Source organism: Lysinibacillus mangiferihumi (genome assembly GCF_003049665.1).
GTDB classification, from domain to species: domain Bacteria; phylum Bacillota; class Bacilli; order Bacillales_A; family Planococcaceae; genus Lysinibacillus; species Lysinibacillus mangiferihumi.
This window is the reverse complement of the sequence record NZ_PYWM01000014.1, coordinates 76,651-102,866: the sequence shown is the minus strand read 5'-3', so window position 1 is coordinate 102,866 and position 26,216 is coordinate 76,651. Positions and strand designations below refer to the sequence as shown.

Below are 26,216 nucleotides of genomic sequence, written 5' to 3'. Positions count from 1 at the left end.
CACAACAAAGAAGGCGATACGAATGACATTTGAAGAAATGCAAGCACTGCTTCTAAACCAAATTTCACAACAACAACTCGTTGCGGCTACAATTAGTCAACCTCGCATGAAGTCCAATGAAGTAAAGCGTATTAAACTAAAGCCCATTATGTTGAAAGAGGCTTATCATATACAAATAGAATACCAATATGAGCGTATTTTAAAACATGAGAATGTCCTATTAGCCGATTTCCCTCCTAAACTTGAACTATTTTTTGCTGACTTCCGTCAAGCACATATCGACTTTATTGATGAAAAAGTACACGTGCAACTATCGAAAAAAAATAAAGTTTTATGGAAATCGGATAAAGCCGTTACTCCGAAACAAGTAAACTTATCACATAATCGTAAGAAAAATTATTTACTTGATGCGTCCACGCCTTACCCTTTTTTAATTCGTTTAGGTGTACAAAGCGAAGAAGGAAAAGTAAAAAAACAAAAATACGATAAATTCAAGCAAATTAATCGCTTCATTGAATTTATCGACGATGCCTTAGCCTATTTACCAAAAAATCGCCAAGTCCGTATTTTAGATTTTGGTTCAGGAAAATCCTATTTGACGTTCGCCTTGTATCATTACTTAAAAATTGAAAAAGGGTTGGATATTCGCGTTACTGGCTTAGATTTAAAAAAAGAGGTAATCGAGGAATGCTCTCGTATTGCACAAGATTTAGGCTACGAGCAACTTGAATTTTTAGTTGGGGATATTAATGATTATAACGATGAATCAAATGTAGACATGGTCGTAACTCTACATGCGTGTGATGTTGCAACAGATATGGCATTGTCACGCGCAGTGAAATGGGGCGCAAGTGTTATTTTAAGTGTCCCTTGTTGTCAACATGAGCTAAACCGTCAACTTGATACACCGGCACTCGATGTCATGTTACAGCACGGCCTTGTCCGAGAACGTTTTGCAGCTCTCGCGACTGATTCAATTCGCGCTGAGATTTTATCACTTGTTGGTTATGAAGCACAGTTGTTGGAATTTATAGATATGGAGAACACACCGAAAAACATTCTAATTCGAGCGTATTATACTGGCAAAAAACCGAGCCCACAACAACGTGCTAAGTATGATGCCTTTGTAACACTGTTGAATGCAAAGCCATTTCTAGCAAATGAATTAACATCTTATTTGTAAATTATGAAAACCCGAGGCGCATTATGTGCCTCGGGTTCTTTTTATAGCTCTTGTCGTAACGCTTGAATAACATCTATCTTCGTTGCTTTACGAGCTGGTCGGTAGCCTGAAATCATCGCCACACCAATACTGATGGCAGACGCAATGATAACAAGTTGCCATGGGATAAGTGAAAATGTAATATCTGACGAACTAAAAGCATCTTCACCTGTCGCCGCTTTTAAAATTAACGGTAAAACTGCATTTGCTGTAAAGCTAATGACATATGAAATAATAACTGCAATAACGGTACCTAAAATACCAATAAATGTGCTTTCCATTAAAAAGAGTCGTTGAATCAACTTTGGACTAGCGCCAATTGCCTTTAATACCCCAATTTCACGTGTACGCTCTGTAACCGCCATTGTCATCGTATTGAAAATCCCAATAGAGGCAATTAACACTGCAATGGTTCCAACAAAAATTAAACCAATTTTCAATACAAGGAAAAATATATCCATCTGATCCAATTGCTCCGTCACAGAGAACACGCTATAGCCCTTGTCTTTTAACTTTTCCAAAATAGGCTTTACATTTTCTAGACTATCCGCATAAATATTGAATTCCGTATTAAACACTTCATCTTCTGCTACTTTATCTAATGCTGCAAGGGTACTTCCTATCGCTACTTTTTGCGCTGAATCCATATAGACGGTATTGTCAATCATCCAATCATAAGATGGTTTTTTTGTCACACCAACTATTGTATATTTCACCTTTTCAGTTTCAGACGCTCCATTGGAATTGGAAGCTAAAGATAATTCAATTTCTTTACCAATTAAAGACTTTTTATATCCTTCTTCACTACCATCGTAATACGTTCCTTCTATTTCAGCCTTTTTGCTTTTTTCTTTAATGACATCTCGTTCTGCATCATTTAATAATGTTTGAGCAAAATGATATCCTACAATAATCTCATTTGACTTTGTTGGAAATTCCCCTTTTGCAAGCTTCCCAGTTACACTCTTAAAATCTGTCATATTCGTTATAACTAGACTTGAGTTTGTATCACGATCTTCAAAATATGAGTGCGCACTTGCATTAACTGTACTCGTTTCAAGCACTGTTTTAACATGCTCGATAGACTTGATTTCATCTTTCTGTTGCTCTGTAAATTGTGAGCCATCATATACTTGAATTTTAGTTATATTTTCATCTGATAGTATCTCGTTACGAATCGAATCCTGTAACCCAAACCCTACGGATGCAAGAACAATTAAAAATGCACACCCCATTGTTGCAGCAAGTATAGTCATAAATACGCGTAATTTATTTTTCTTAATATGTTGGATAACAAAATCCAATTGGTCTTTCCATATCATGTTATTCATCCTCCTTCACAAGCTCGCCATCATACATGCGGAAACGACGATGAGCGATTGTTGCCACTTCTTCATCGTGCGTAATAATGACAAAGGTTAAGCCAAGCTCACGATTTAAACTTTGAATAAGGAGTAAAATATCCTGCTCTGTTTCAGAATCTAGACTCCCTGTCGGCTCGTCCGCGAGCAAAATAGGAGGATTGGTAATCAACGCTCTTGCAATACTTACACGTTGTTGCTGACCGCCTGATAATTCATTTGGGTAATGGTCGGCTACTGCCGATAATCCGACTTTGTCCATTAATTTTTTCACTTTTTCTTTACGAATAGCTTTGCTTGCACCCTGCAATTTCAAAGGTAACTCTATATTCTCAAATGCAGTTAAACCCGGCATAAGTTGAAAGTTTTGAAAGATAAATCCGAACTGGCGCAATCGAAAAGCTGCACTTTCTGTTTCAGTGAGTTTCTCTGTCTGTTGTCCATTCACACGAATAGAACCTTGTTCAGCTTTCATAAACCCAGCTAAAATTTGTAGTAATGTTGATTTTCCAGAGCCACTCTTGCCCACAATTGCGACAATCTCTCCTTTTTTCACTTCAAAATTTACGCCCTTTAATACAGGTACATGCTTTTCCTTACCTTTTTTTCCAATTAAAAATGTATGTTGTAAGTTCTCGACTTGAATCATTTTTGACTTGACGCCCCTTTCTCTTACTTCTCTATTGTAGAAAACAATTCTTAATATTAACGAAGGATAAAAATGAAGATATTCTTAAGAAAATAGGGAACACTAAGAAATGTTAAGATATCTATCTTTACAATTCCTTTACAATCCGTAATCGATTGCTTGTGAAAATTAGGTCTTCCAAAGAGCGCTATCTGTACTAAACAGAATAGTTGAATTTAATGAAACCCTTATTATATAGGCATTTATACTGTATTAATATAAATAAATACACGCTAACACTTAATATTTGTGAACAAAATGTATATTACAGGATTGTAAAGTTTTATGTAGGAAAGATAAATTTTATGTAGATAAACGTAAGATTTTGTTATGATAGTAAAGTTTAAAGGTCGTTTATTTTATCTATATCCAGGAGGATTCTATTTACATGCTTAACTCAAAAAAACAAGACCCTTTCTTTGTAGCATTGCATAAAATTGCTGAAAATATGAGAGAGGCCGTACATTACGCAAATGATTTTCGTATAACAAGTGTAGCTGACTTAAAAGAGATTAGCATTACAATGAAAAATTACGAAACAGCTGGCGATAAACTCATTCATGAACTAATCGTAATGCTAAATAAATCATTTATGACACCGATCGAACGAGAAGATATTTTAGAATTCGCTATTCGTATGGACGATGTGTTAGATGGTACGGAGCATTGTATCGCCCACTTCGAAATGTTCTCCTTAACAGAAGTTGACGAATCAATGCGCATTTTCTTAGGCTATATTTCTAAAAGTGCCGACGAAATTGTTAAAGCAACTGAAGAGTTAAAGAAAAAGAATCTTATTGGCATGCGCCCACATGCCATTCTAATAAAAGACTATGAGCGTGAATGTGACGAAGTACAAAGAACTTCTATTAAGCAATTGTTTTTAAATGAAAAAGATCCAATCCGCATCATTAAGTTTAAAGATATTTATGAACAACTTGAGGATATCGCTGATTATTGTCAAAACGTTGCCAACACAATGGAAACAATTATCATGCGTAACGCGTAACTAGGAGTGGGTCAAATACAATGAATACAATCATTATACTAACCGTATTGGTCGTCATCTTTGCCCTAACATTTGACTTTATTAATGGTTTCCATGATACAGCAAATGCTATCGCAACTTCGGTTTCCACAAGAGCATTACCCCCACGTGTTGCCATTATTATGGCAGCGACGATGAACTTTATCGGTGCTATTACTTTCGTGGGTGTCGCAAAAGCTCTAACAAAAGATATTGTAGATCCATTCTCTTTAAATGCTTTTCAAGGAGATACAACTGGTTCTGTCGTTATATTAGCCGCATTAATTTCAGCTATTATATGGAACCTACTTACTTGGTACTTTGGTATCCCATCAAGTTCTTCACATACATTAATCGGTTCAATTGCCGGAGCAGCAGTTGCTTCTGCAGGCTTTAGCGTCCTTAATTATGGGGGGTTTACAAAAATCATTATGGCATTAGTATTGTCACCACTCATTGCAATTTGTGCTGGCTTTCTTATGATGACGCTGTTTAAACTATGGTTTAAAAACTTAAATTTATATCGTACGAATAAAGGCTTCCGGACAATGCAAATTTTTACAGCGGCTATCCAATCGTTTACGCACGGTACAAATGACGCCCAAAAAGCAATGGGTATTATGACTATGGCGTTAATTGCAGGTGGCTTGCATACTGGGGATGAAATTCCTTTTTGGATTCGAGCAGCGGCTGCTACCGCTATGGGTCTTGGTACTTCTATTGGTGGCTATAAAATTATTAAAACGGTCGGCGGTAAAATTATGAAAATCCGTCCTGTAAATGGCGTTGCAGCGGACTTAGCTTCTGCTACTGTTATTTTCGGTGCGACATTAGTACACTTACCAGTATCAACAACACACGTTATTTCTTCATCCATCATGGGTGTTGGTTCAGCACAACGAGTTCGTGGTGTTAACTGGGGAATGGCACGAAAAATTGTAACCACTTGGATTATTACAATGCCAATATCAGCTGTAATGGCATCCGTTATATACTTTATATTATCTTTATTCTTTTAGAATTCACGGCACTCTCTGCTCCCAGAAAGTGCCGTTTTTTTGGTGACAGGCACTCACACAATTCTCACACAATTTGCTACAACGTCGTGCCCGCCGGAAAGCGCAGTGGATTTTTACGCTTTAGGGGGTTGTCTTTTGAGCAGACGTTTTAATTTGTCATTGTAATGGGCCAGGCATTCAAATAATTAATAACTCCCTCGCTTTGATACTTTTGGATACCCGAGTAAAAATCCACGGAGACTCCTGCGGGAACGCACGTAACGTAAGACGCAACAGGCGGCGCGGCAGCGACGGTTGCGGCTTACGTCGTGCCCGCCGGAAAACGCAGTGGATTTTTACGCTTTAGGGGGTTGTCTTTTAGAAAGAAGTTTTAACTTTGTCACACGACAAAAAGTGACACATCCTTTACACTAGTTTAAAAGGGGGATGCTTTATCGTTATGAAAAATTTTTCAGCTTTTATCACTGTACATGCGAAAGCTATCGTTGCCATTTGGATTGTTATTTTTATCGCAATGGCTATGTTTGCTATACAGCTTCCTAGCAAACTGCATGGAGATGGCTTTTTTGTTGAAGCTGATCATACCTATGTCACAAATGAACTAGCCAAAACATTCGACTTACCTGCAGAAACAATCATGGTTGTTTTTGATCAAGCAAGCAATAAAAAAATCGAAAACACCCTAAAAAAGCTAGAGGACATTGAAGAAGTTCATTCCATTCAGTCACCATTGGATGATTCCACTTTACAAAAGAATGGCATTTCCTATGCCATGGTACATTTTAAAAATAACATTGATAATTTGCCTGCTATCGTCAAAGAGGTTCGTGCATTAGTTGAAGAAGAAGGTATCAGTGTGACAGGTGGCCCTGTGATTTCGGAGGATATTAATGAAGCCAGCCAAAAGGACTTAGCATCCGCTGAAGCCATTGGTTTACCAATCGCTATTGTTGTGCTATTACTTGCTTTTGGTACTGTTGTAGCTGCGATTTTACCAATTTTAATCGGAGTTGTTACAGTTGTCACAGCATTCGGACTGTTGACGTTACTAAGTGGTAGCGTTAATTTATCCATTTTCGTGTTAAATATTGTACCAATGCTTGGACTTGCCCTTAGTATTGATTTCGCTCTGCTATTTATTAATCGCTATCGTGAAGAGCGTAACCATTCTAGCATTGCCGAAGCTATACAAATTGCTATCCAAACAGCCGGTCGTTCTATTATCTTTTCTGCTGTTTGTGTCATGATTGGTCTTGGTGCCATGGTTGTCATTGATGTAGAAATCTTCCGCAATATTGCCCTAGGTGGCACAATTGTCGTATTGTTTGCCGTGCTTTCAGGTCTCACTTTATTACCTGCGACAATGATGGTATTAGGAGATCGCCTAAATAAATGGCGCATATTACGTGTAAAGCCAGGTGGCACGAATCGTTGGCACAGTTTTGCTGGCTTTGTTATGAAGCGACCTGTATCCATTGTTATTGTTGCTTTATTGTTACTTGGTATCGGGATGATTCCGTTAAAGGATATTAAACTTGCTATACCTCAAGTAGATTCTTTACCAACCAAATACGATGCGCGAGCAGCTTACGATAAATTAGATGAAACGTTTGGGCTTGGTGATACATCCGTTTTATATTTACTTGCAGAACGCCAAGATGGCTGGGAGGACGAGCAAGGACGAAAGCTACTTTTTGATATACAAGAAAAACTGCTTAACGATCCACTCGTTGATGAAGTATCAACGATTTATACAGCAGCCCAAATGAAATCACCAGAGGAATTAACAGCTTCCTTGAAAATGCCACAAGTAGCAGAACAATTAAAACCAATCATTCATACCTTTTCAAAGGATACACAGCTATTTATTCCGATTACATTAAATGTAGCTGGTTCGTCCTCCGCAGCACAACAATTCGCCAGAACGTGGATGGACAAGGATTTAAATGTTGACTTCAAACTAGGTGGACAAGGGAAATTTAATCAAGAAATTTTTGATGAAATTGCTAGTAAAATAATATTTGCGGTTTCAATCATTATTGTGTCAACCTTCTTTATTTTGATGCTTGCCTTCCGTTCCATTTTAATTCCTCTCAAGGCAATCATTATGAATATAATCGGGTTATCCTCAGCGTTCGGCATACTTGTTTATATTTTCCAATACGGGCATTTTGGAATAGAGGCTGGAACAATCGTCCTTATTATTCCAGTTATCGTATTTTGCCTTGTCTTCGGTTTAAGTATGGACTATGAAGTATTTTTAATCTCTCGCATACAGGAAGAATATCAAAAAGGTGCAGATAATACGCGTGCAACAGTGGATGGGCTAACATCTACTAGCCGTATCATTACATCTGCTGCGCTTATTATGATTGTTATTACAGGGGCATTTGCCTTTACTGATGTCATGCCTGTAAAGCAAATCGGTGTTGGTATTGCGATTGCCATCGCGATTGACGCGACCATTATTCGCCTTATGCTGGTACCGAGCCTTATGAAGCTATTTGGTGATTGGAACTGGTGGCTACCATTTGCTAAGAAAAAGTAATGATACACACAAAAAATCCGAGAACATATAGTTACATTGTTCTCGGATTTTACGTTTAATAATATTGTTGATACCACGCTCTTGCCGCCTCTACCTCCGGCATTGTGAGCTGATGTCCGTAGTTAAACCATGCTGTCGTTACTTGAGCACCCGCTTTCGATAACAGTGACTCTAAATCTTCTGATTCTTGTGCAGTACACATCGAATCATTGGTTCCTGCTCCTATAAATACCGGAATATTAGGAAGCGCAGGTAGTTCGATGCCACGTCTTGGCACCATCGGATGATGTAAAATTGCCCCTGCCAATGCATCTTCAAAGTGGAATAATAAACTTGCAGCAATGTTTGCCCCATTTGAATAACCAATCGCTACAATGCGCGTACGATCAAAACCATACTCCTCTGCTGCTGTTACCAAAAAGCTTTGTAATTCTTGTGTACGGAAGATTAAATCTTCTATATCAAAAACACCTTCAGCTAAGCGACGGAAAAAACGAGGCATACCGTTTTCTGATACATTACCTCGTACACTTAAAATATTGGCTGTTGCATCAATTTCCTTTGCAAGACTGATTAAAGAATGCTCATCCCCACCTGTACCATGTAATAACAATAAGGTTGGTTTGGTTTCATCTGTACCTTTATGAAATAAATGTTTCATAAACCCATCACCTTTCAATTATCTTGAATTCGAGATAATTGTAGCCTGTGGTAATATTAAATTCAAACTTTTTGACTTATTTATTTCACGATTTTCACTATTTGGCTGTTCTTGATTATTTTTATAAAAATTTTGAATCGTAAAAACTGAAAATAAACATGCAATGACTAAAACAACAATTACAATACCTACCAATTTTTTACCACTCATGTCGTTTCCCCCATATTACTTAGTTCTTTTTACGAAAGCCTTCTTCTAGTAAGTATTCTTTTGCAGCATCATATGTGCCAAAGGCTTCTTCTAAATTTTCTCGATGATAAACATTCCAAGAACGTTGCTCAAACGCAAGCTCTAATTGATCGCCTTCACGATTACGCCAAGTTTCAATAATAGGCTCTTCCTCTTCTTGTTCCTCGCCTAAATAAGTAATGGCATCTTCAATAATGGCACGCAACTGTTGCTCATCATAATCGCGAATATTGACTAGTCCTTTATCATTTGCTTCATTTTCGTAGCGCAATAAATCTCCTACAAAGACAAAACCATTGCCATTTGGGTGCAATTTTTCTACGACAATCGTCTTTTCAAACAAACTGTCCATATAATGATAATTCACTCGTTTCATCGAAATTTCTTTTTTCGTTAATTCGGAAAACGATTCAATTATCGCTTGTTTTTGTTCAAATGTTAGCATATATATGCTCCTTTTCTTTCATTGTAAATACAAGTATAGCTTATTTTCTACATAAATTAACATATAGAGATAAAATGCTCATAAAAATAACTTCAATTCATTTCGAAGTTATCTTTATGAGCTTAAGCATGCATCATGCTATATGCCATACATGCCAATGGTCATTTTCTAATGGATATTCATGGCTGATGCCTTTTCTATCGATTGTACATTGCACTTTTGGCAAAGCCAATAACATCCGCCACATACAGCTCACGATATGGCACAAATTGTGCCGTACTGACAGGACGCACGAGTCGAGCTCGTTGCCCATCTGGAAAATATTCATACCCCTCAATATTTAGCGTGACAGTTTTCCCTAAAAAGAATGCTTCCGCTTCATCAAGCTTTGCTCGAACAACACCCGAAACTTCCTCATATTGTAGTTCAAATGCGTCCCAATTATCCTCAAACGGGTACAAATAGACATGACAAAATTCATTATCTATCATATTTTCAGATACGATGCTACAAGATGTCATCCCCATTTTGACGATATCTTGAATATTAATTGTTAACCCTAATTCTTCTTTTACTTCGCGTATGCCCGCTTCCTCTGTCTCAATCGCTAGTAAATGTCCCGCTGCTGTTATATCAAGCAACCCTGGATAATCCTTTTTTTGCCCACTACGGATTTGGAAATAAATATAGTTCTCGTTGACAAGCCAGCAGTGAAATGTCTCATGCCACAAGCCCTTCTCATGTACTTCAGCTCGTGTAGCCGTTCCAATTTGTTCATGCTGCTCATTAAAAACTTTAACAATTTCTTGTTCCACTTTTTATTCGACCCCTATACTGACTTCGTAGCCTTTTTCTTTATCGCATTTCGTTCATCATAAATATTCGAAACAATTACCTTTAGTACCGCATAGAATGGTACGGCAATAATAATCCCAATAAAGCCTGCTATATTACCTGCTGCTAAAATAATCGTAATAACTGTTAACGGATGGATATCAAGCGATTTCCCCATAACATTCGGTGTAATAAAGTTACTATCAATCTGCTGTGCAATAAGTGTAACGACGCATACCCACACAACTAGCATCGGATCTTGAATCACTGCTACAATAACTGCTGGTGCAAGAGCAATCCACGGTCCAATAAACGGAATCATATTCATAAAGAACGCAAAAATCACAAGCAATAATGAATACTCTAAGCCAATTATTAAATACCCAACATACATAATAAGTGCTAGTAAAAAACTGATTTGCAGTTGCCCTTGAATATAGCTACGCAATACATCATCTATTTCACTTAATGTCTTTTTAATCCATTCACGACGCTCACCCGTAAAATATTTATAAATGGAAGGCGCAAATTTCTCATGGTCCTTCAACATAAAAATGAAGAAAAATGGAATTAAAATCGCTAGTAAAGAAACTGACACCAGTGATTGGATAAATGATACAAGCCATTTACTTGCTACCACAGCAATACTCTGTACAGAATTGGCTAGATTATCAATAAAATCGGTTATTTGCGGAGGTAAATTATCCTTATTGCTGAACAAGCTGAACACATAATCAGTTGCCTCTTGAATGCTTGAACTAATCAGCGGTGCATTTTTTGCCAGATTATTAAGCTGTGTAGCAATCGGATTACCAATAATCCAACCAAAGCCGACTACTATGGCAATCAGTCCAACGACAATTGTTAAAATACTCGACCACCTTGGCCATCTACGCTTTTCTAAAAAACGTTGAATTGGCTCTGTCACATAATACAACACACCCCCAAGTAGTAACGGCACAAAAATCGCTTTTAAAATCATAGCAAGCGGTGTGAAAATCCAATGAATCTCTATAAAATATTTAAGTATTAGTAAAACTAGTAAAATCCCTATACCTACCTGGAACCATACCTTCCTCGTCACTTTCTTCACTTCCTTTTATCACAGTTACTGAAAATACTACTTATATATTAACCATTTCGCAAGTATCCTAGTATCCATTACAAAGATAACAAGCAAAAAAACAACTTATCTTGGACAATTTTTATAGAAAACATATTCTTGCTTTTGCAATAAATAAAAAATTAGAAGGGTTCACTAGTTGTTGGTAGCGAAGGCGGTGACTCCTGCTCAGAACGCACACAGCGTAAGACGTTGGCATTCTGCGCGTTAGCGAGGGTTGCGGCTTACTGTGCTGAGCGGAAAGCACCGCTGAAGCGGACAATAACGGCGTAGCAAAAAAGTGTTAGATTGATTGCAATCAACCTAACACTTGCTAATTTCTTATAGAGCCACTATATTAGCTCTGCACAGTTTCTATCTAACATCTACAACTTTGTATCATCCACTGAATTTAAGTAGTCCTCAATCACACCGATTACTGATTCTACACAGCCATCCTCAAACGGAGAAATTAAGCCCGCTTCCTTCACAAGCTTTGTAAATGACATGGAACCGCCTAAGCCACATAAATGGATATAATCCTTCCATGCTGCGTCAAACTCTTCACGTGAGCGTTTCCAGAATTGGAACGCACAAATTTGCGCTAACGTGTAGTCGATATAATAGAACGGGCTTGCATAAATATGTCCCTGACGTTGCCATATACCACCTGACTCTAAATAGCTATTACCATCATAGTCACGGTGTGGTAAATAGGTTTGCTCGATTTTTTTCCATGCAGCTTTACGCTCAGCAGGTGTCATCTCTGGATTTTCGTAAATAACATGTTGGAATTCATCAACAGCAACACCGTAAGGAAGAAATAATAAGCCACTGCTTAAATGTGTAAATTTATATTTCTCCGTGTCTTCTTTGAAGAATAGTTCCATCCAAGGCCATGTGAAAAACTCCATACTCATCGAATGGATTTCGCATGATTCATAGGTTGGCCATAAATATTCTGGGATGCCAATATCACGGCTTGAGAATACTTGGAAGGCATGTCCAGCCTCATGTGTTAACACATCAATATCACCTGATGTACCGTTAAAGTTCGAGAAAATAAATGGCGAATGATAATTTTCAATAAACGTACAATAACCGCCACTTTCTTTCCCCTTTTTCGCTACTAAGTCCATTAAGTCATGGTCAATCATAAAGTTGAAAAATTCACCCGTTTCAGGAGATAATTCTTCATACATTTTTTTACCGTTTGCCACAATCCAATTTGCCTCACCTTTTGGCGTAGCATTACCTGTTAAGAAGTTTAAAGCTTCATCATAAAACTTTAAGTCTGAAATCCCGATTCGCTTTGCTTGACGCTCAAATAGTTTTGTTGCAACAGGCACGATTAAATCACGTACTTGGTCACGGAATTTCTTAACCATTTCAGCATTATAATCAATTCGGTTCATACGGATATAGCCAAGCTCTACATAATTTTTATAGCCTAATTTTACAGCAATTTCATGACGCACTTTGACTAGCTCATCATATAAGCGATCAAATTCCGCCTCATGCTCAGCAAAAAAGCCAAAACGAGCTTCTGTAGCAGCCTTACGCATTGCTCGATCTGTCGATTCTGTATAAGGTCCTAACTGTGCTAGCGTTAATGTTTCACCGTTAAAGTCAATCTGTGCTGAAGCAACTAGTTTATTATATTCTGATACTAGTTTGTTTTCCTTTTGCATTAAATCAATGACGTTCGGTGAAAATCCTTTAATTTGATAGGATGCTAAATCAAATAACTGTTGCCCCCATTTTTCTTCTAACTGCTCGCGGAATGGTGAAGCGATCAATGCTTTATAATATTCGGTTGTGATTTCTTCTAGCTCAGGGCCTACTTCATCAAAATAGTCACGTTCTTCTTGATAAAATGAATCGTTGGTATCAATGGATGCTCGAATGTAGACGAGGTTTGCCATTGTCGCATATTCATTACTCAGTTCATTTAATTTTTCGATTAGCTCGCTTTGTGCCTCAACCGTTTGTGCTTCTTTAAATTGCTCGATTAAAGCTAACTGTTGCTCTTTCATCGCCTCCACGTTCGGACGGCTGTATACATAATCTTTAAACGTTGTCATAGAAGTACCCTCTTTCTGTCGTTTACTCATTATATTTCTATTATATGCCAAATATATAATGGAAAGAAAGTAAATATCATTAATGACCAATGATATATGTTTTTAATAATGCAGCTCTTTCACGTAGTCTTAACTTCGCTTCCACAGATTTTGGGGTTTTGGCAACAACGACATCTGCCTCTAAATCAAGCTTATTCGCTAAATACTTCGCTCGTTGTAAATGGAAATCATTCGAGACAATCGTAATTTGCTTTGTCCCTGCTGGTAGTAATTCTTTTGAAAATAATAAGTTTTCATATGTCGATGTGGATTGCTCTTCCATTAAAATTCGTTCAGCTTCAATGCCCTTCTCTTCTAGGTACGTAAACATTGCAGATGCCTCTGTTCTATCCTCATCTGTTCCCTGTCCACCCGAGACGATTACCTTAACATGTGGGTATTGATTGAGATAGGTTACAGCCTCTTCCAATCTACTTTTTAAAGATAGTGATAATACACCACCTGGCTTTACTTTTGCTCCAAGCACGATAACATATGGTGTGGTTCCATCTGCAACTGGCTGTGTGCCTCGTTTCATTTCCTGTCCTAACCATATATAAAGAGCACTACCTATACAAACAACAATTATGATGCCTCCCACTATCCACCTTTTCATATGCAACACCCCTTTATACTAACAACGTCTTGCCTATAAAAAAGATGCTTGTACAAAAACTACTGTACAAACATCCAATTGGTTATCTTATTGTAAAACGTTGAATAGATTCCTGTAATGCTGAAATTTCGTCTGTTAAATCATTAGATGATTCGCTAATAAGCTGAATAGCTCTCTGTTGCTCGTCAACTGATGCTGTGACTTCTTCTGAGGAAGCTGCATTTTTCTCACTAATCAGCGCGATACTTTCAATAGATTGCATAATATCTTCCTTAGAGCTATTTAAATATTCTACGCCCGCCGTCATCTCTCCAATATTTACTATAATCTCTCCGACAGACGCTTCTATCTCATTAAATGAAGATTCCATCATACTAACTGAATTATTTTGCTCACGGACAATGAGACTTGTTTTTTGCATCTCATCGTTTACTAAGTTCGTTTCACTTTCAATACCTCGTAACGTCGTGCGTACCAAATCTGTTGCAACAGATGTTTGATCTGCTAGCTTACGTACTTCCTCCGCTACTACAGCAAAGCCTTTGCCATGCTCCCCAGCACGTGCCGCTTCAATCGATGCATTTAATGCAAGAAGATTCGTTTGATCGGAAATTTCATTGATTGTGCCCACAATACCTTCAATTTCTCTTACTTTAACAATTAAGCTATTGAACACTGTTTGAACACTGTTAATAAGCGCAGACGATTGTTGTGATTTGTGTTTCAAACTGTTTAAATTCACAAGCCCTTCTTCATTGGACTGCTTCATTTTTTGAGAAGCATCCAACATTAATTCATTTTTATCATGTAGCTCTACAATTTGCTGTGCAAATGCAATCGCTGTACGATTCGTATCCTCTGCATCTGATGCTTGTTTCACTGCCCCTCTTGATACCTCATTAATCGCTTTGACAATTTCATCACCGTAAGCATTAGTCTCCTCTGCAACGGCTGTTAAATTGGATGAAGTAGATTGAATTTCGACAATGGCCTCCTCAACATCTGTAATTAATGTCTTTAATTGATCTACCATTTCATTAAAGCCTGTGTTTAATTGCCCAATCTCATCTGATCGTTGTAGGTTTTCAATTTCAACGGTTAAATTACCTTGTGCCACTTCATGAACACGCTTCGATAAGTTTTTAACTGGTAAAGCCAGATGTCTAGACACAAAAATTACAATGACGGTACCAATAATAATGGCGCCCAATAACGTTAGACCAATAACCAATAACAGTGAATTGGCTTCCTTATTAAAATCTTGCATATATGTACCAGATGCTACGATCCATCCCCAATGTGGATCTTTTGCAGAGTAAATGATTTTATCAGCTAATACGTCCTGACCTGGAAGTGCAAACTCATATTCCGTAAAGCCACCGCCTTGTAATGCTCGCTCGGTTACATCACGAATAAAATACTTTCCACTGCTATCTTGATCATCCCACAAGTTATCCCCTTCGCGAGTAGGATGTGTAGTTAATGTTCCTTTGTCGTCTAAAACATAGATATAACCATACTCTCCTAGATTACCAGGATAATTAATTGGTCGTTTTCCCTCACTATCCTTTGGACCAAGCAGCGCTTCTCGGACTCTTTCCTGCGCAACCTCCAAAGGGATGTCACCTTTTTCTACACTTTCATTTGCAAGTTCGATTAATTGCAAAGTAGACTCAACACTATTTTGAATAACTTGTTCGCCTAAACCTTCCATACCATCCTTTGCTTTCCCATAACTGACTATACCAATGATTAAGCTCGGCACTATTAGTAATGCCATTGAAACGATAATTAATTTCCCCTGTATTGAACGTAAAAATTTCATGCTTTACACCCCTTTTTACTTCGTTCATTTAAAGCATTAATATTAATCTATATTATGGAATGGTTTTATAGTTTACACAATATGTATTTCACAATAAATGTGTAGAATACTCACCTTTTCGTTTAAATATGCTAATATACACATTTTTTCGCACAGAAAAAAAACTATCTTTCTACAGGGATACAATGCGTAGAAAAATAGTTTTTTGATATTCTTTATAATTTAAATGTATTAATCGCTTCAATTACCTCTTTAGATGTGCGTTCCAAAATTTCTACTACTTCATTTAATTCTGAAACCATTGCCACCTGTAAATCTGAAGCAGTTGCAACTTCTTTCGTACCTAAGGCACTTTGCTGCGCAATATTTTGCATTTGCTCTATCGTCGCTAATATTTCTTCTGAACCGGCTGACATTTCTTCGATTACTGCAGAATCATCTTGAATTTTATTGTTAACCATTGCAACCGATTGTAAAATTTGTGAAAGGCTTGTACCAATTTGTTGCACCGCTGCATTCCCCGCTTGCACATCTTCCGTACTTTGTGCCATTTCAGAAAGAGCACGGTCCGTAATATCTTTAAAGCTTACTAAATGTTTTTGAATATCATCAGCAGAAGTCTTAGACATTTCAGCCAACTTACGTACTTCATCTGCTACTACTGCAAAGCCTTTGCCAGCTTCCCCAGCTCTCGCCGCTTCAATAGCAGCATTTAATGCAAGTAGGTTTGTTTGATCGGCAATATTGGTAATGACTAGTACCATATCTTCAATTGAACGGAATTTATTGCCCATCTCTTCAACATGTCCTGCTGTACGCAACACAGAAGATTCAACATTTTGGATTTGTGAAATAACCTCTTGAGAATGGTTTACATTGGACTCTACTAATCCCGTCATGGCACTGGAAGACTCAGCGATTTCGGAAGTTGTATCAGCTAAACGTTGGATGCCAATCGACATTTCATTCATTGTTAACAAAACCTCATTATTGTTTTGCTGGTGCTGCTCACTACCTGCCGCAATTTCAATAATACGGTCTGCAATTTTTGAGTTTGATGCTTCAACCTGCTGTGATGTAGCATCTATTTTGCCTACAACCTCTCGTAAAGCAACCGTGCGAAGCTGAATCGTTTGGAAAGTGTCTTTTAATTTTATCAGCGATTCCTTAAAAGCATTGGCGAAAACGGCAATTTCATTTTTACCTTTAAACTGTAGTTTCTCGACGGCTTCCGTTGCTTGAACAATATCACCACGTGCAAAGCATTCAGCAGCTTCACCTAAAGAACTGAGTGGTTTTAATGAACGGTTAATATAACGATACATGATGACCATTCCAACCACCGTTAATACGAACATAATCGCAATAAGGGCTGGTAAAACTGAAGTTAATACCGTATTCGTTACGCCACTTACTTGTGTCGCATCAATATCTACACCAACAAAGGCAACAATCGTACCGGATTCATCTTTTAATGGCACTGTACCCGATAAATAATCTCCAAAGTCACTATGTAATATTGCGGAATAATAGCTACCTGTAGCCATTACTTTTTCAAGATCCTTATAGTAAGTAGAAGATGATTCCGAATTGATAGCACCTGCATTTTCTTGGTCATCTTTAGGCATACCATCAACTAAAAATCTTACTTTCTGATCTTCCTTTGGTACCGCAAATGTATAAGCATAAAGCACGCCATTTTTCTCTCGTAAATCGTTTAATTGCTCTCTTAGCTCCCAGTAAAGTTTAGACTCCGATGGTTTTTTTGAAAGCTCAATATAATCGTCCGCATTTAACTGTTTTGCAATGTTTTCTGCTACCGCTACGGCCTGCGAGCCCATTGTTTTATTTACAGATGATTTCGCCGTGTAAATCGTCGTGACGATAAAACCAATTAATAAAGCGACTAATGTCATTAATGAAATTAAAATAATTTTATTACTTAACTTATTTGCTCTGCTCATATTTTCGGCACACTTTCCTTCTTCATTTTGCTAGTATAATAACTAATTATTACCTAAAAATTTATTTTTTCAACTATTTTGACTTTAATACTATAATATTATTGCTAGCCAAGCGCATAATGCGAGTAATGTAACAAGCAGTGTCGGGATCGTTAGGATAATACCTATTTTAAAGTACTGCCCCCAACTAATTTTAATACCTTTTTGTGCCAATATATGCAGCCATAACAATGTAGCTAAGGAACCAATCGGCGTTATTTTCGGCCCTAGATTCGTGCCTATAACATTCGCATAAATAAGTCCTGCTTTAATAGTTCCTGTCGCACTTGTTTCAGCAATAGCTAAAGCATCTATCATCACCGTCGGCAAATTATTCATAACTGCTGATAAAATGGCTGCTACAAATCCCATCGTTAGCGTCGCTACAAATAAGCCTTGCTGAACGGCATGCTCTAACAAATCGGCTAACAACCCCGTAAGCCCTACATTTTTCAAACCATAAACGACTACGTACATTCCTATTGAAAAGAACACTATACTCCACGGGGCACCTTTCATAACCCTCTGCGTATCAATATTTTTACTTCTCTGTGCCAACCATAAAAAAATTAGCGCAACACTACATAAAATAAATGACACTGGAATAATAAAATATTCACTAAATAAAAATCCAATTAATAATATTGCTATAACGTACCACGAAATGTGGAATAATTTTTTATCTTGAATGGCAACAGTTGGTTGAACTACCGCCTCCATCGAGTACTGCTTCGGAATAGCCTTTCTGAAAAAAACATATAGCACGAGTATACTAGCTATTAAAGAAACAATATTCGGCACTACCATATGCACCGCATATTCTGTAAAGCCGATATCAAAAAAATCCGCTGATACAATATTTGTTAAATTACTAATTACTAGTGGTAATGATGTTGTATCTGCTATAAATCCACTTGCAATAATAAACGGAAAAACCTTTTGCTCTGTTAAGTTTAACTTTCGTACCATTGCTAATACGATTGGCGTTAATATCAATGCTGCACCATCGTTCGCAAATAGCGCTGAAACAATCGCTCCTAAGCAACCTATATAGATGAATAAACGAATACCACTACCTCTTGCAAGTCGTGCCATATGTAATGCAGCCCATTCAAAAAATCCGATTTCATCCAAAATCAGAGAAATAATAATAATGCCTATAAATGATAAGGTAGCATTCCACACAATGTCAGTTACCACCACGACATCATGCCATGTTACGACGCCCAGCATTAAGGCAAATGCTGCACCGATACAGGCAGACCAGCCAATAGATAATCTACGTGGTTGCACAATGACTAAAAATAACGTCACTAAAAAAATAACGATTGCTAATAAGGTTTGCACAATTCTCCCCCTTAATAAATTTCCACATTTGCTTATCTGTGCCCATTTTTCCAAGCATACGCAAAAAGCACTTTCTTTAACCTATGGTATCCACTGATTTTTAATCTTTATGCGACGGGCCTCTTTTAGAGTTGGAGGGCTTTTTTGCTGGAGCAAGTAAAAACCAGTAGCAATGGTTTGCTACTGGCCTGACTGATAATAAAAACTATTCACCTAAATCTGCGTTATGGTAAACGTTTTGTACATCATCTAAATCTTCTAAAGCATCAATTAGTTTTTCAAATTTTGCTACATCGTCACCTGTTAATGTCACTTCTGTTTGAGGAAGCATTGAAAGCTCTGCAACGGTAAATTCTTGAACACCTGCCGCCTTCAGCGCTTCTTGTGCAGCAAAGAATTGATCTGGCTCAGCATAAACGATAACAGTATCTTCTTCTTCAAGAATATCACGAGCATCGACATCTGCTTCCATTAAAATTTCAAGTACTTCATCTGCTGTCTTACCTTCTAAACCAATAACTGCTGTTGAATCAAACATATACGCAACAGAACCACTTACACCCATGTTACCGTTGTTTTTACCAAATGCTGCACGTACATCAGATGCAGTACGGTTCACATTGTTTGTTAAAGCATCCACGATTAGCATTGTGCCAGCCGGTCCGAAACCTTCGTAGCGTAATTCGTCGAAGTTTTCATCACCGCCACCTTTTGCTTTTTCAATCGCTTTTTCAATAATATGTTTAGGAACACTGTAAGTTTTAGCACGTTCAAGAACAACTTTAAGAGCGCGATTTGATTCAGGATCTGGTTCGCCTGATTTTGCTGCTACATAAATTTCGCGACCAAATTTTGCATTAACACGACTTGTGCTTTGGTCTTTTGACGCCTTCTTTTCTTTAATATTGTTCCACTTACGACCCATTGTTTCCACTCTCTTTCAAAAATAAAGTTTATAAAAATCATAGATGCACATTTACACATCTGCAAATGGTATTTAAATACTTTTCGTATCTTTACTCTGCAAATAATAACATATTGATGCCTTCAAAGCTAGATATGCCAATGTTTAAGGTAATCTTTTCACATGGGGAAATCACACAACATTTACCATTTTAAGACAAAAATTAACCGTGAAGTTAGTGCCTATAACTTGTTGTCAAACTTAATTTTTTCTAATAATGCCTGACAGCCCTCTAATACTAGTTCATAAGTTTCCTGAAAATCACCTGTATAGTATGGATCAGGTACATCCATTTGATGGTCCGTTAAATCTAAAAAACGAAAAATCTTCGGTGAATCTGGATTACCTAGCATCGTAAAAATATTACGTACATTATTTTCATCCATTCCTACAATATAATCAAATTGATCAAAATCATGTTTTTGTAGCTGTCTTCCTTGCATTCCCTTTGTCGCTATACCATATTCTCGTAACTTGTCTTGTGTTCCACGGTGGGGTGGCTCACCGATATGCCATGAGCTTGTTGCAGCGGAATCTACGTCGATTTTGTCGGTCAACTGTGCTTTTTCTATTAAATCTCGCATGACTGCCTCAGCCATTGGTGAGCGACAAATATTCCCTAGGCAAACGAATAGTACATGTATCATAAAATCAATTACCCCTTGGCGTAATTGCGTCCAAATTTTTATCGAGCATGCTCGAAAACCTCCTCCAAAAAATCTATGACATCCGCTGGGGCTCTTAACTTGATTCAGCTTGACCTTAGCTAAATCGAGTTAAGAGCCTCCTACGACAAAGCACCCAAAATCAACGAGATTCTGAGTGCTTACTGTATTATTTTTTATCTGCTGCAATGCGTTTATTCAATTCTTCTGTTAACGCAATTAACTCCTGTTCAAGATGGTGTGTAAATTCCTCACGACCTTCTTTTCCTTTCCCTGTCACATAAAACGGCTCTCCATAGATGAGATAACCCTTTCCTCGTTTAAAGACATCGCCAGCATTTCGCGCTCCAACGTAAGCGGCTGGAACGATTTGAGTTTTGGACAGTTGTGCTATCGTGATAGCACCCTGCTTTAAATCTGTTCCTTCTGAATTACGCGTACCTGATGGGAAAATCCCAACAATTTTTCCCTCTTTCAGCAACTGCGAGGGAATTTTGATCACACTTGGTCCGGGATTATCACGGTCAACAGGAAAGGCATTTAAATGATTAATAAGCCATCCTAGTCCTTTGATATCAAACAATTGCTTTTTCGCCATAAAGTGAATTTCACGAGGCATGACCGCAACACCTAAATTTAATATATCCACATAGCCTGTATGTGTACACGCAATAATAAACCCACCATCCTTCGGTAAGTTATGCGCATCATATACACGAGCCTTTGAACCTGATAATTTTAATATTAATTTGACAAGATTTGCCGTAAATTTATACACTGTTTTATTCCTACCTTATTCAATAGTTATTACTATTGTAATCGAAAAGTGCTGTATACCGCAATTGTCCAAGTCAAATCTATCTGATTTATACTTGACCGATTAAGATATCAACATCAATCGTTATTTCGCTGACGTCCACTGCTGTTTGCTGTGCTTTATGCCAGCCCATCGGCGTCATTTCAAGCAATGCTGGTACAAGCATTGCAGCAAGTGGAACCGTATAAGTAATGCGCTCTACTGTAACCTTTGTAAAACATTCACGAAAGCGTTCGACCGTTTGCTCATTGGAGTACGTTTCTTGAGCCGAATCAGCGTAAAGCTGCGCTCGTAATTGTTGCAAATAACCACTTTGCGGAACCACTTTTACAACGCATCCTCCAGTTGTAAGTAGTCGTTTAAATTCTTCATAATTTGCTGGGGATAGAATATTTAATATGACATTAAAGCTATGCTTAGCAAAGGGACTTTTCGCTAAATCTCCTACACACCAAATTTGCTCTGGGTAATGGCGAGCAGCAGCAAGGATTCCCTCTTTTGCAATATCAATGCCTACACCGATACTATCTCTTTCAGACAGTATGCGAGCTAAATGCGAACCCTCTCCACAGCCGGTATCCAGCACCGTTTTTGCTTGTCCTATTAATTCTGCTATTTTCTCCTCTAGAGGATCGTACAACCCACTATCAATTATCTTTTTACGGGATTCAAAAAGATCCTTGCTATATTTAGAGGTTGCTCCATGCGTTAGCATATTGACATAGCCTTGCTTGGCGATATCAAAAGAATGGTTTGCTGTACATGTCAACCTCCCTTGCTCATACACTTGCATGGACTCCTGACAAATTGGACAAGCAAATAGCTCAATATTTGCATTTATTAATGCCGCTCCTGCAGCTCGTTTAGAAATGGCCCCCATTTATATTTCTCTCCTTTTTTCTGTTGGCGAAACAATGGCAAAACGCTCCCATTTTCTACTTTTCCACCTAAAGTATACGATAATAGCACGCATCCATTCATCTGCTGAAATAGCTAACCAAATTCCTACTAATCCCCAATCTAAAACAAATACAAATAAGTAGCCAAGTGGCAAACTCATACATACCATTGATAAAAATCCGATTTTAACAGGAAACCTTGCATCACCTGAAGCACGTAATGAATTAATAACGACGATATTCATTGTACGACCTGTTTCTAACAATATACTTAACGCTAAAACAGATCCGCCGATTGCGATAATCTCTGGATTATCTGTAAAAAGGCTCATGAACTGCGTACGGAAAATTGTAACAACACTCACCATAAGTATCGTGAAAATAAAAGCTGAGCGCACGCTTACCCATAATTGATGATAGGCCTCATCTTTTTTACCTGCCCCCACATATCGACCTATAATAATCGCCGTCCCTGTACCGATTGCAACTGCAAATAAGTATGTAAACATTGAAATATTCATTGCGTATTGTCTTGCTGCAAGCGTCTCAGCACCTATATAGGTTGCGTAATAAAGGAAGACAATTTGGCAAAATTGGTAGAGCACTTGCTCAAAAGCAGATGGTAAACCGATATTTAAAATTTTCCGGACATATTCTTTTGAATAGGTGAAATAGTATTCCACTTTCACACGTATCTCCATGACCTGATACAACAGCCACGAAAAAACAAGTACCGCCAGTCCCCTGCTAATAATGGAGGAAATCGCAGCGCCCTTAACACCCAATTCTGGCAGTCCAAAATTCCCAAAGATTAATCCATAATTTAAGAGGACATGGATAACATTCATTCCAAGCGAAACGTACATGGTCTGTTTCGTCCAACCATGGACACGAATAATGGCTGCTAACGCATTAATAATAGCCTGTAAAAAAATAAAACTACCTATAATGACTAAATAGCTTTGCGCATATTGCAAAACATCGCCCTTTAAATTCATCAGCGTCATTAAATGGCTTGAGCCAAAGAAAAAAATCATACTCATAATAAGCCCAACAATTACGTTCATCGTAACTGCTAATGCCGAAATTTTTGTAGCCTCTAAATAGCGTTTCGAACCTAAATATTGCGATACAACAATTGCAGCACCATTGCCCACCACTTCAAGTATTAATATCGCAATATGAATATATTGATTGGCAGCACCAACACCTGAAACGGCATTATCCGACAAAGCACTTAACATCAATGTATCGGCTAATCCCATTAACATAAATAAAAAAACTTCCAAAAAGATCGGCCATGTTAAATGAACTAAACTAAACTGGTCGGTCGAATGTTTCTCTCTCATCGCATGTCCCAACTACTTCACTTCTCTCTATCCATTACATAAAAATCTATTGTATCTTATCACAGATTGGCTTGTTGTATAGGATAGGTAATACAAAAATAATTTCATAGCTACAAAAAAAATCCCTCTCACTGCATGGCGTGAAAGGGTGTCTTATTAACATAAGCAATATTCTTGTAATTGCTGTCGTTTTTCTGTTGTTAAGCCAAATTCTTGCTCTAAAAATACGTTTTTTGAACCGTATCGACTATCCATTTCATCAAATGCGGCTTGCAAATAATCCTCGCGCGCTGACATTAGTGCGTGAAACTGCTGTAATTCATGATCATTAAAAGTATCTTGGATTGCCTGTGCCATGCGTTCTACCATTGGGCGTAAGTAAATATTTGTTTCTAAATAGTCTTGCATAATGGTTTCCTCTGGCACATCTAATGCTAGCAAAATTAGAGCTCCTCCAATACCTGTTCGATCTTTGCCTACTGCACAATGATGAACTAGACCTAGATTATCTGGATTTTGGATGGTTGTCATTAATTTTTTAAATGACACATTGTTAAATGGCATTTGTGCATAAAAATCTCGGAACATGTCAGGACTTACAACTTTATAAAAATTGTGACCACCAGTATTTGTTGGCATCTCAAACGCATGATTTCCCTTAGCAGGAATTTGGATATACTTTGCATCCTTGAATGTTGGATTAGGGTTATTTCGTGCCTCGTGTTCATCTCGGTAATCAAAAATTGTTTTTACCCCTAATGTTTCAAAGCGCACCTTATCCGCTGGTGTCATCTTACCAAGTGCAGCTGAACGATATAGCAAGCCATTCTTTACGATACGACCATCCCTCGTCTTATAGCCACCCATGTCGCGGAAATTCAAGACTGCCTCAAACGGAATAACTTTCATGTCAAACTGTGTCATCCACTACGCCTCCCTTATGTTAGCAATCATTTCTACTTCTATTTTATAGAACAAACAAAGATAATACCAATTATCCAATGCCTTATTTATTCAACTATATTTATTTTAAAACATGAATAACGCTATTGTCCGCTAAGGCGAATACTTTCTACAAAGGAAGAAATGCCAGCAGGCAACAACGGCATAGCAAAAACAGATAATGGGACAAAAGAGAAAAAGTGTTAGATTGATGGCAGTCAATCTAACACTTTTTTGCTGCGCCGTTATTGTCCGCTTCGGCGGTGCTTTCTGCGGGCACACCGTAAGCCGCAACCCTCGCTACGCGCGGTCTGTTGCGTCTAACATAATGTGCTTTTCCCGCTAGAGTCACCACCTCCGCTACCAACAACTAGTGAACCCTTCTAATTTATTATTCATTGCAAAAGAAATAATAGTAAATATGTTCTATATATTTTCTTAGCAAAAATTTATCAAAACCAATGTACCTCTATTTAAGATTTTAAGGTTATGTCCCAGCCTCTTTTCTCTTTTGCCTAAAGCTAATATGAAAGGTTTTTACCGTTTATCCTTATTTAAATAACTCAGGATATACAGCTTTTGCAACCATCTCAACAGCTTCCCCGATACGAGGTCCTGGACGATTTGAAATATCTGTATCAATAGCATTTACCGCTTTATCTTGAATAGCTGTAATCGTATTCCATCCATCACGGCCTAGAATTTCCCCTACTGGGTCTTTTACATAGTTGACCGTTGTTATAATAACTTGAGGGTTTTTCGCAATAACATCTTCCTCTGCCACCTTTACCCATCCTGTTTGGTCACCAAATACATTGTTGACATTTGCAGCATTTAAAATTTCCTGTTGGAAAGTACCAGCTGCTGTTGTATAAATATCAGGTTTTGGGCTAATTTCTAAGTAAACATTTTTTGGTGTTTCTACACTTTTTACTTTTGCTTGAACATCAGCAATTTTCGCTTTAATCTCTTTGTTTAATTGCTCACCTTTATCTTGTACACCCATCACTTCAGCAAGTTGTTGAATATCTCCATAGACATCTTCAAATGATGCAGCTGATTGAATAACAAATACTTTCACACCCGCATCTTCAAGGCCTTTTAGTGCATCAAGTGTCTCTTCATTTCCTGTAGAGTACGCAATGACAACATCTGGCTTTAAGGCTACAATTCGTTCGCTATTAAATGTCACTGAATCTGACACACGTTCGATGTTTTTTGCTTCTTCTGGGTACGTATCATATTTTGTAGCTCCGACAACTTTATCGCCAACACCTAGTGCAAATAAAATTTCTGTGTTACTTGGTTGTAATGACACAACTGTTTTCGGAACTGCATCAAATGCTACTTCTACATCACGATCATCCGTAACTTTATAGCCACTTTGCTCAACTTGTTGGTCCGATTTAGATATATCGTCATTTTTCGCTTTATCTGCTGTGCCGCATCCTGTCAATACAAGCGCAAGCATTAACACAGTAAGCCATTGGAATTTTAATAGTTTTTTCAC

General features: G+C 37.8%; 23 protein-coding genes. 4 read left to right on the top strand and 19 right to left on the bottom strand.

Annotation, left to right across the window (positions count from 1 at the left end):
- Positions 1–22: 22 nt before the first annotated feature.
- Positions 23–1,183 carry a class I SAM-dependent methyltransferase gene (locus C9J37_RS14405; RefSeq protein WP_107895897.1) on the top strand — a complete coding sequence of 387 codons (1,161 nt, stop codon included), beginning with the start codon at positions 23–25 and terminating at the stop codon, positions 1,181–1,183.
- 41 nt (positions 1,184–1,224) lie between these two features.
- Here the strand turns inward: C9J37_RS14405 and C9J37_RS14400 are convergent, their stop codons facing one another.
- Together C9J37_RS14400 and C9J37_RS14395 are read right to left on the bottom strand one after the other, a co-directional pair.
- On the bottom strand, positions 1,225–2,544 hold the full coding sequence (locus tag C9J37_RS14400) for an ABC transporter permease (protein ID WP_107895896.1): 1,320 nt from the start codon (positions 2,542–2,544) through the stop codon (positions 1,225–1,227).
- A 1-nt stretch (position 2,545) separates the two neighbouring features.
- Positions 2,546–3,232 carry an ABC transporter ATP-binding protein gene (locus C9J37_RS14395; RefSeq protein WP_024361380.1) on the bottom strand — a complete coding sequence of 229 codons (687 nt, stop codon included), beginning with the start codon at positions 3,230–3,232 and terminating at the stop codon, positions 2,546–2,548.
- 427 nt (positions 3,233–3,659) lie between these two features.
- Here C9J37_RS14395 and C9J37_RS14390 point away from each other — a divergent pair, with 427 nt between their 5' ends.
- The 3 genes from C9J37_RS14390 (at position 3,660) to C9J37_RS14380 (ending at position 7,865) form a co-directional block, all read left to right on the top strand.
- On the top strand, positions 3,660–4,280 hold the full coding sequence (locus C9J37_RS14390; RefSeq protein WP_024361381.1) for a DUF47 domain-containing protein: 621 nt from the start codon (positions 3,660–3,662) through the stop codon (positions 4,278–4,280).
- A 20-nt stretch (positions 4,281–4,300) separates the two neighbouring features.
- Positions 4,301–5,317, top strand: a complete 1,017-nt coding sequence (locus C9J37_RS14385; protein ID WP_107895895.1) for an inorganic phosphate transporter — start codon at positions 4,301–4,303, stop codon at positions 5,315–5,317.
- 439 nt (positions 5,318–5,756) lie between these two features.
- On the top strand, positions 5,757–7,865 hold the full coding sequence (locus C9J37_RS14380) for an MMPL family transporter (RefSeq protein WP_107895894.1): 2,109 nt from the start codon (positions 5,757–5,759) through the stop codon (positions 7,863–7,865).
- Between the two features lie 55 nt (positions 7,866–7,920).
- Here the strand turns inward: C9J37_RS14380 and C9J37_RS14375 are convergent, their stop codons facing one another.
- The 17 genes from C9J37_RS14375 to C9J37_RS14295 form a co-directional block, all read right to left on the bottom strand.
- Positions 7,921–8,526, bottom strand: coding sequence for an alpha/beta hydrolase (locus tag C9J37_RS14375; protein ID WP_107895893.1), 606 nt, complete (start codon positions 8,524–8,526; stop codon positions 7,921–7,923).
- Between the two features lie 18 nt (positions 8,527–8,544).
- Positions 8,545–8,736 (bottom strand): hypothetical protein, encoded by a 192-nt coding sequence (locus C9J37_RS14370; RefSeq protein WP_024361385.1) that lies wholly within the window; start codon positions 8,734–8,736, stop codon positions 8,545–8,547.
- A 19-nt stretch (positions 8,737–8,755) separates the two neighbouring features.
- On the bottom strand, positions 8,756–9,220 hold the full coding sequence (locus C9J37_RS14365) for a hypothetical protein (RefSeq protein ID WP_107895892.1): 465 nt from the start codon (positions 9,218–9,220) through the stop codon (positions 8,756–8,758).
- A gap of 197 nt (positions 9,221–9,417) precedes the next feature.
- Entirely contained in the window at positions 9,418–10,035 is a 618-nt protein-coding gene (locus C9J37_RS14360; protein ID WP_107895891.1) for an NUDIX hydrolase, read from the bottom strand.
- A 14-nt stretch (positions 10,036–10,049) separates the two neighbouring features.
- Entirely contained in the window at positions 10,050–11,138 is a 1,089-nt protein-coding gene (locus C9J37_RS14355; protein WP_069508003.1) for an AI-2E family transporter, read from the bottom strand.
- Positions 11,139–11,542: 404 nt separating this feature from the next.
- Positions 11,543–13,240, bottom strand: a complete 1,698-nt coding sequence (locus C9J37_RS14350; protein WP_107895890.1) for a M3 family oligoendopeptidase — start codon at positions 13,238–13,240, stop codon at positions 11,543–11,545.
- A gap of 79 nt (positions 13,241–13,319) precedes the next feature.
- Positions 13,320–13,895, bottom strand: a complete 576-nt coding sequence (locus C9J37_RS14345) for a YdcF family protein (RefSeq protein WP_107895889.1) — start codon at positions 13,893–13,895, stop codon at positions 13,320–13,322.
- An 82-nt stretch (positions 13,896–13,977) separates the two neighbouring features.
- Positions 13,978–15,720: a methyl-accepting chemotaxis protein gene (locus C9J37_RS14340; RefSeq protein WP_107895888.1), complete on the bottom strand. Its 1,743-nt coding sequence runs from the start codon at positions 15,718–15,720 to the stop codon at positions 13,978–13,980.
- Between the two features lie 215 nt (positions 15,721–15,935).
- Complete coding sequence (locus C9J37_RS14335; RefSeq protein ID WP_107895887.1) at positions 15,936–17,684, bottom strand: methyl-accepting chemotaxis protein; 1,749 nt, start codon at positions 17,682–17,684, stop codon at positions 15,936–15,938.
- A gap of 90 nt (positions 17,685–17,774) precedes the next feature.
- A complete protein-coding gene (locus C9J37_RS14330; RefSeq protein ID WP_107895886.1) occupies positions 17,775–19,070 on the bottom strand; it encodes an arsenic transporter in 1,296 nt (431 codons plus the stop codon).
- 205 nt (positions 19,071–19,275) lie between these two features.
- The gene (locus tag C9J37_RS14325) at positions 19,276–19,995 is read right to left on the bottom strand and encodes a YebC/PmpR family DNA-binding transcriptional regulator (protein ID WP_107895885.1); all 720 of its coding nucleotides are present in this window, start codon (positions 19,993–19,995) and stop codon (positions 19,276–19,278) included.
- Between the two features lie 221 nt (positions 19,996–20,216).
- The gene (locus tag C9J37_RS14320) at positions 20,217–20,681 is read right to left on the bottom strand and encodes a low molecular weight protein-tyrosine-phosphatase (protein ID WP_107895884.1); all 465 of its coding nucleotides are present in this window, start codon (positions 20,679–20,681) and stop codon (positions 20,217–20,219) included.
- A 187-nt stretch (positions 20,682–20,868) separates the two neighbouring features.
- The gene (locus C9J37_RS14315) at positions 20,869–21,477 is read right to left on the bottom strand and encodes a lysophospholipid acyltransferase family protein (RefSeq protein WP_107895883.1); all 609 of its coding nucleotides are present in this window, start codon (positions 21,475–21,477) and stop codon (positions 20,869–20,871) included.
- Between the two features lie 88 nt (positions 21,478–21,565).
- A complete protein-coding gene (locus tag C9J37_RS14310; RefSeq protein ID WP_107895882.1) occupies positions 21,566–22,396 on the bottom strand; it encodes a putative RNA methyltransferase in 831 nt (276 codons plus the stop codon).
- On the bottom strand, positions 22,397–23,764 hold the full coding sequence (locus C9J37_RS14305; RefSeq protein WP_201262171.1) for an MATE family efflux transporter: 1,368 nt from the start codon (positions 23,762–23,764) through the stop codon (positions 22,397–22,399).
- A gap of 156 nt (positions 23,765–23,920) precedes the next feature.
- Positions 23,921–24,688 (bottom strand): tyrosine-protein phosphatase, encoded by a 768-nt coding sequence (locus C9J37_RS14300; protein WP_107895880.1) that lies wholly within the window; start codon positions 24,686–24,688, stop codon positions 23,921–23,923.
- Positions 24,689–25,256: 568 nt separating this feature from the next.
- Positions 25,257–26,216, bottom strand: coding sequence for an ABC transporter substrate-binding protein (locus C9J37_RS14295; protein WP_107895879.1), 960 nt, complete (start codon positions 26,214–26,216; stop codon positions 25,257–25,259).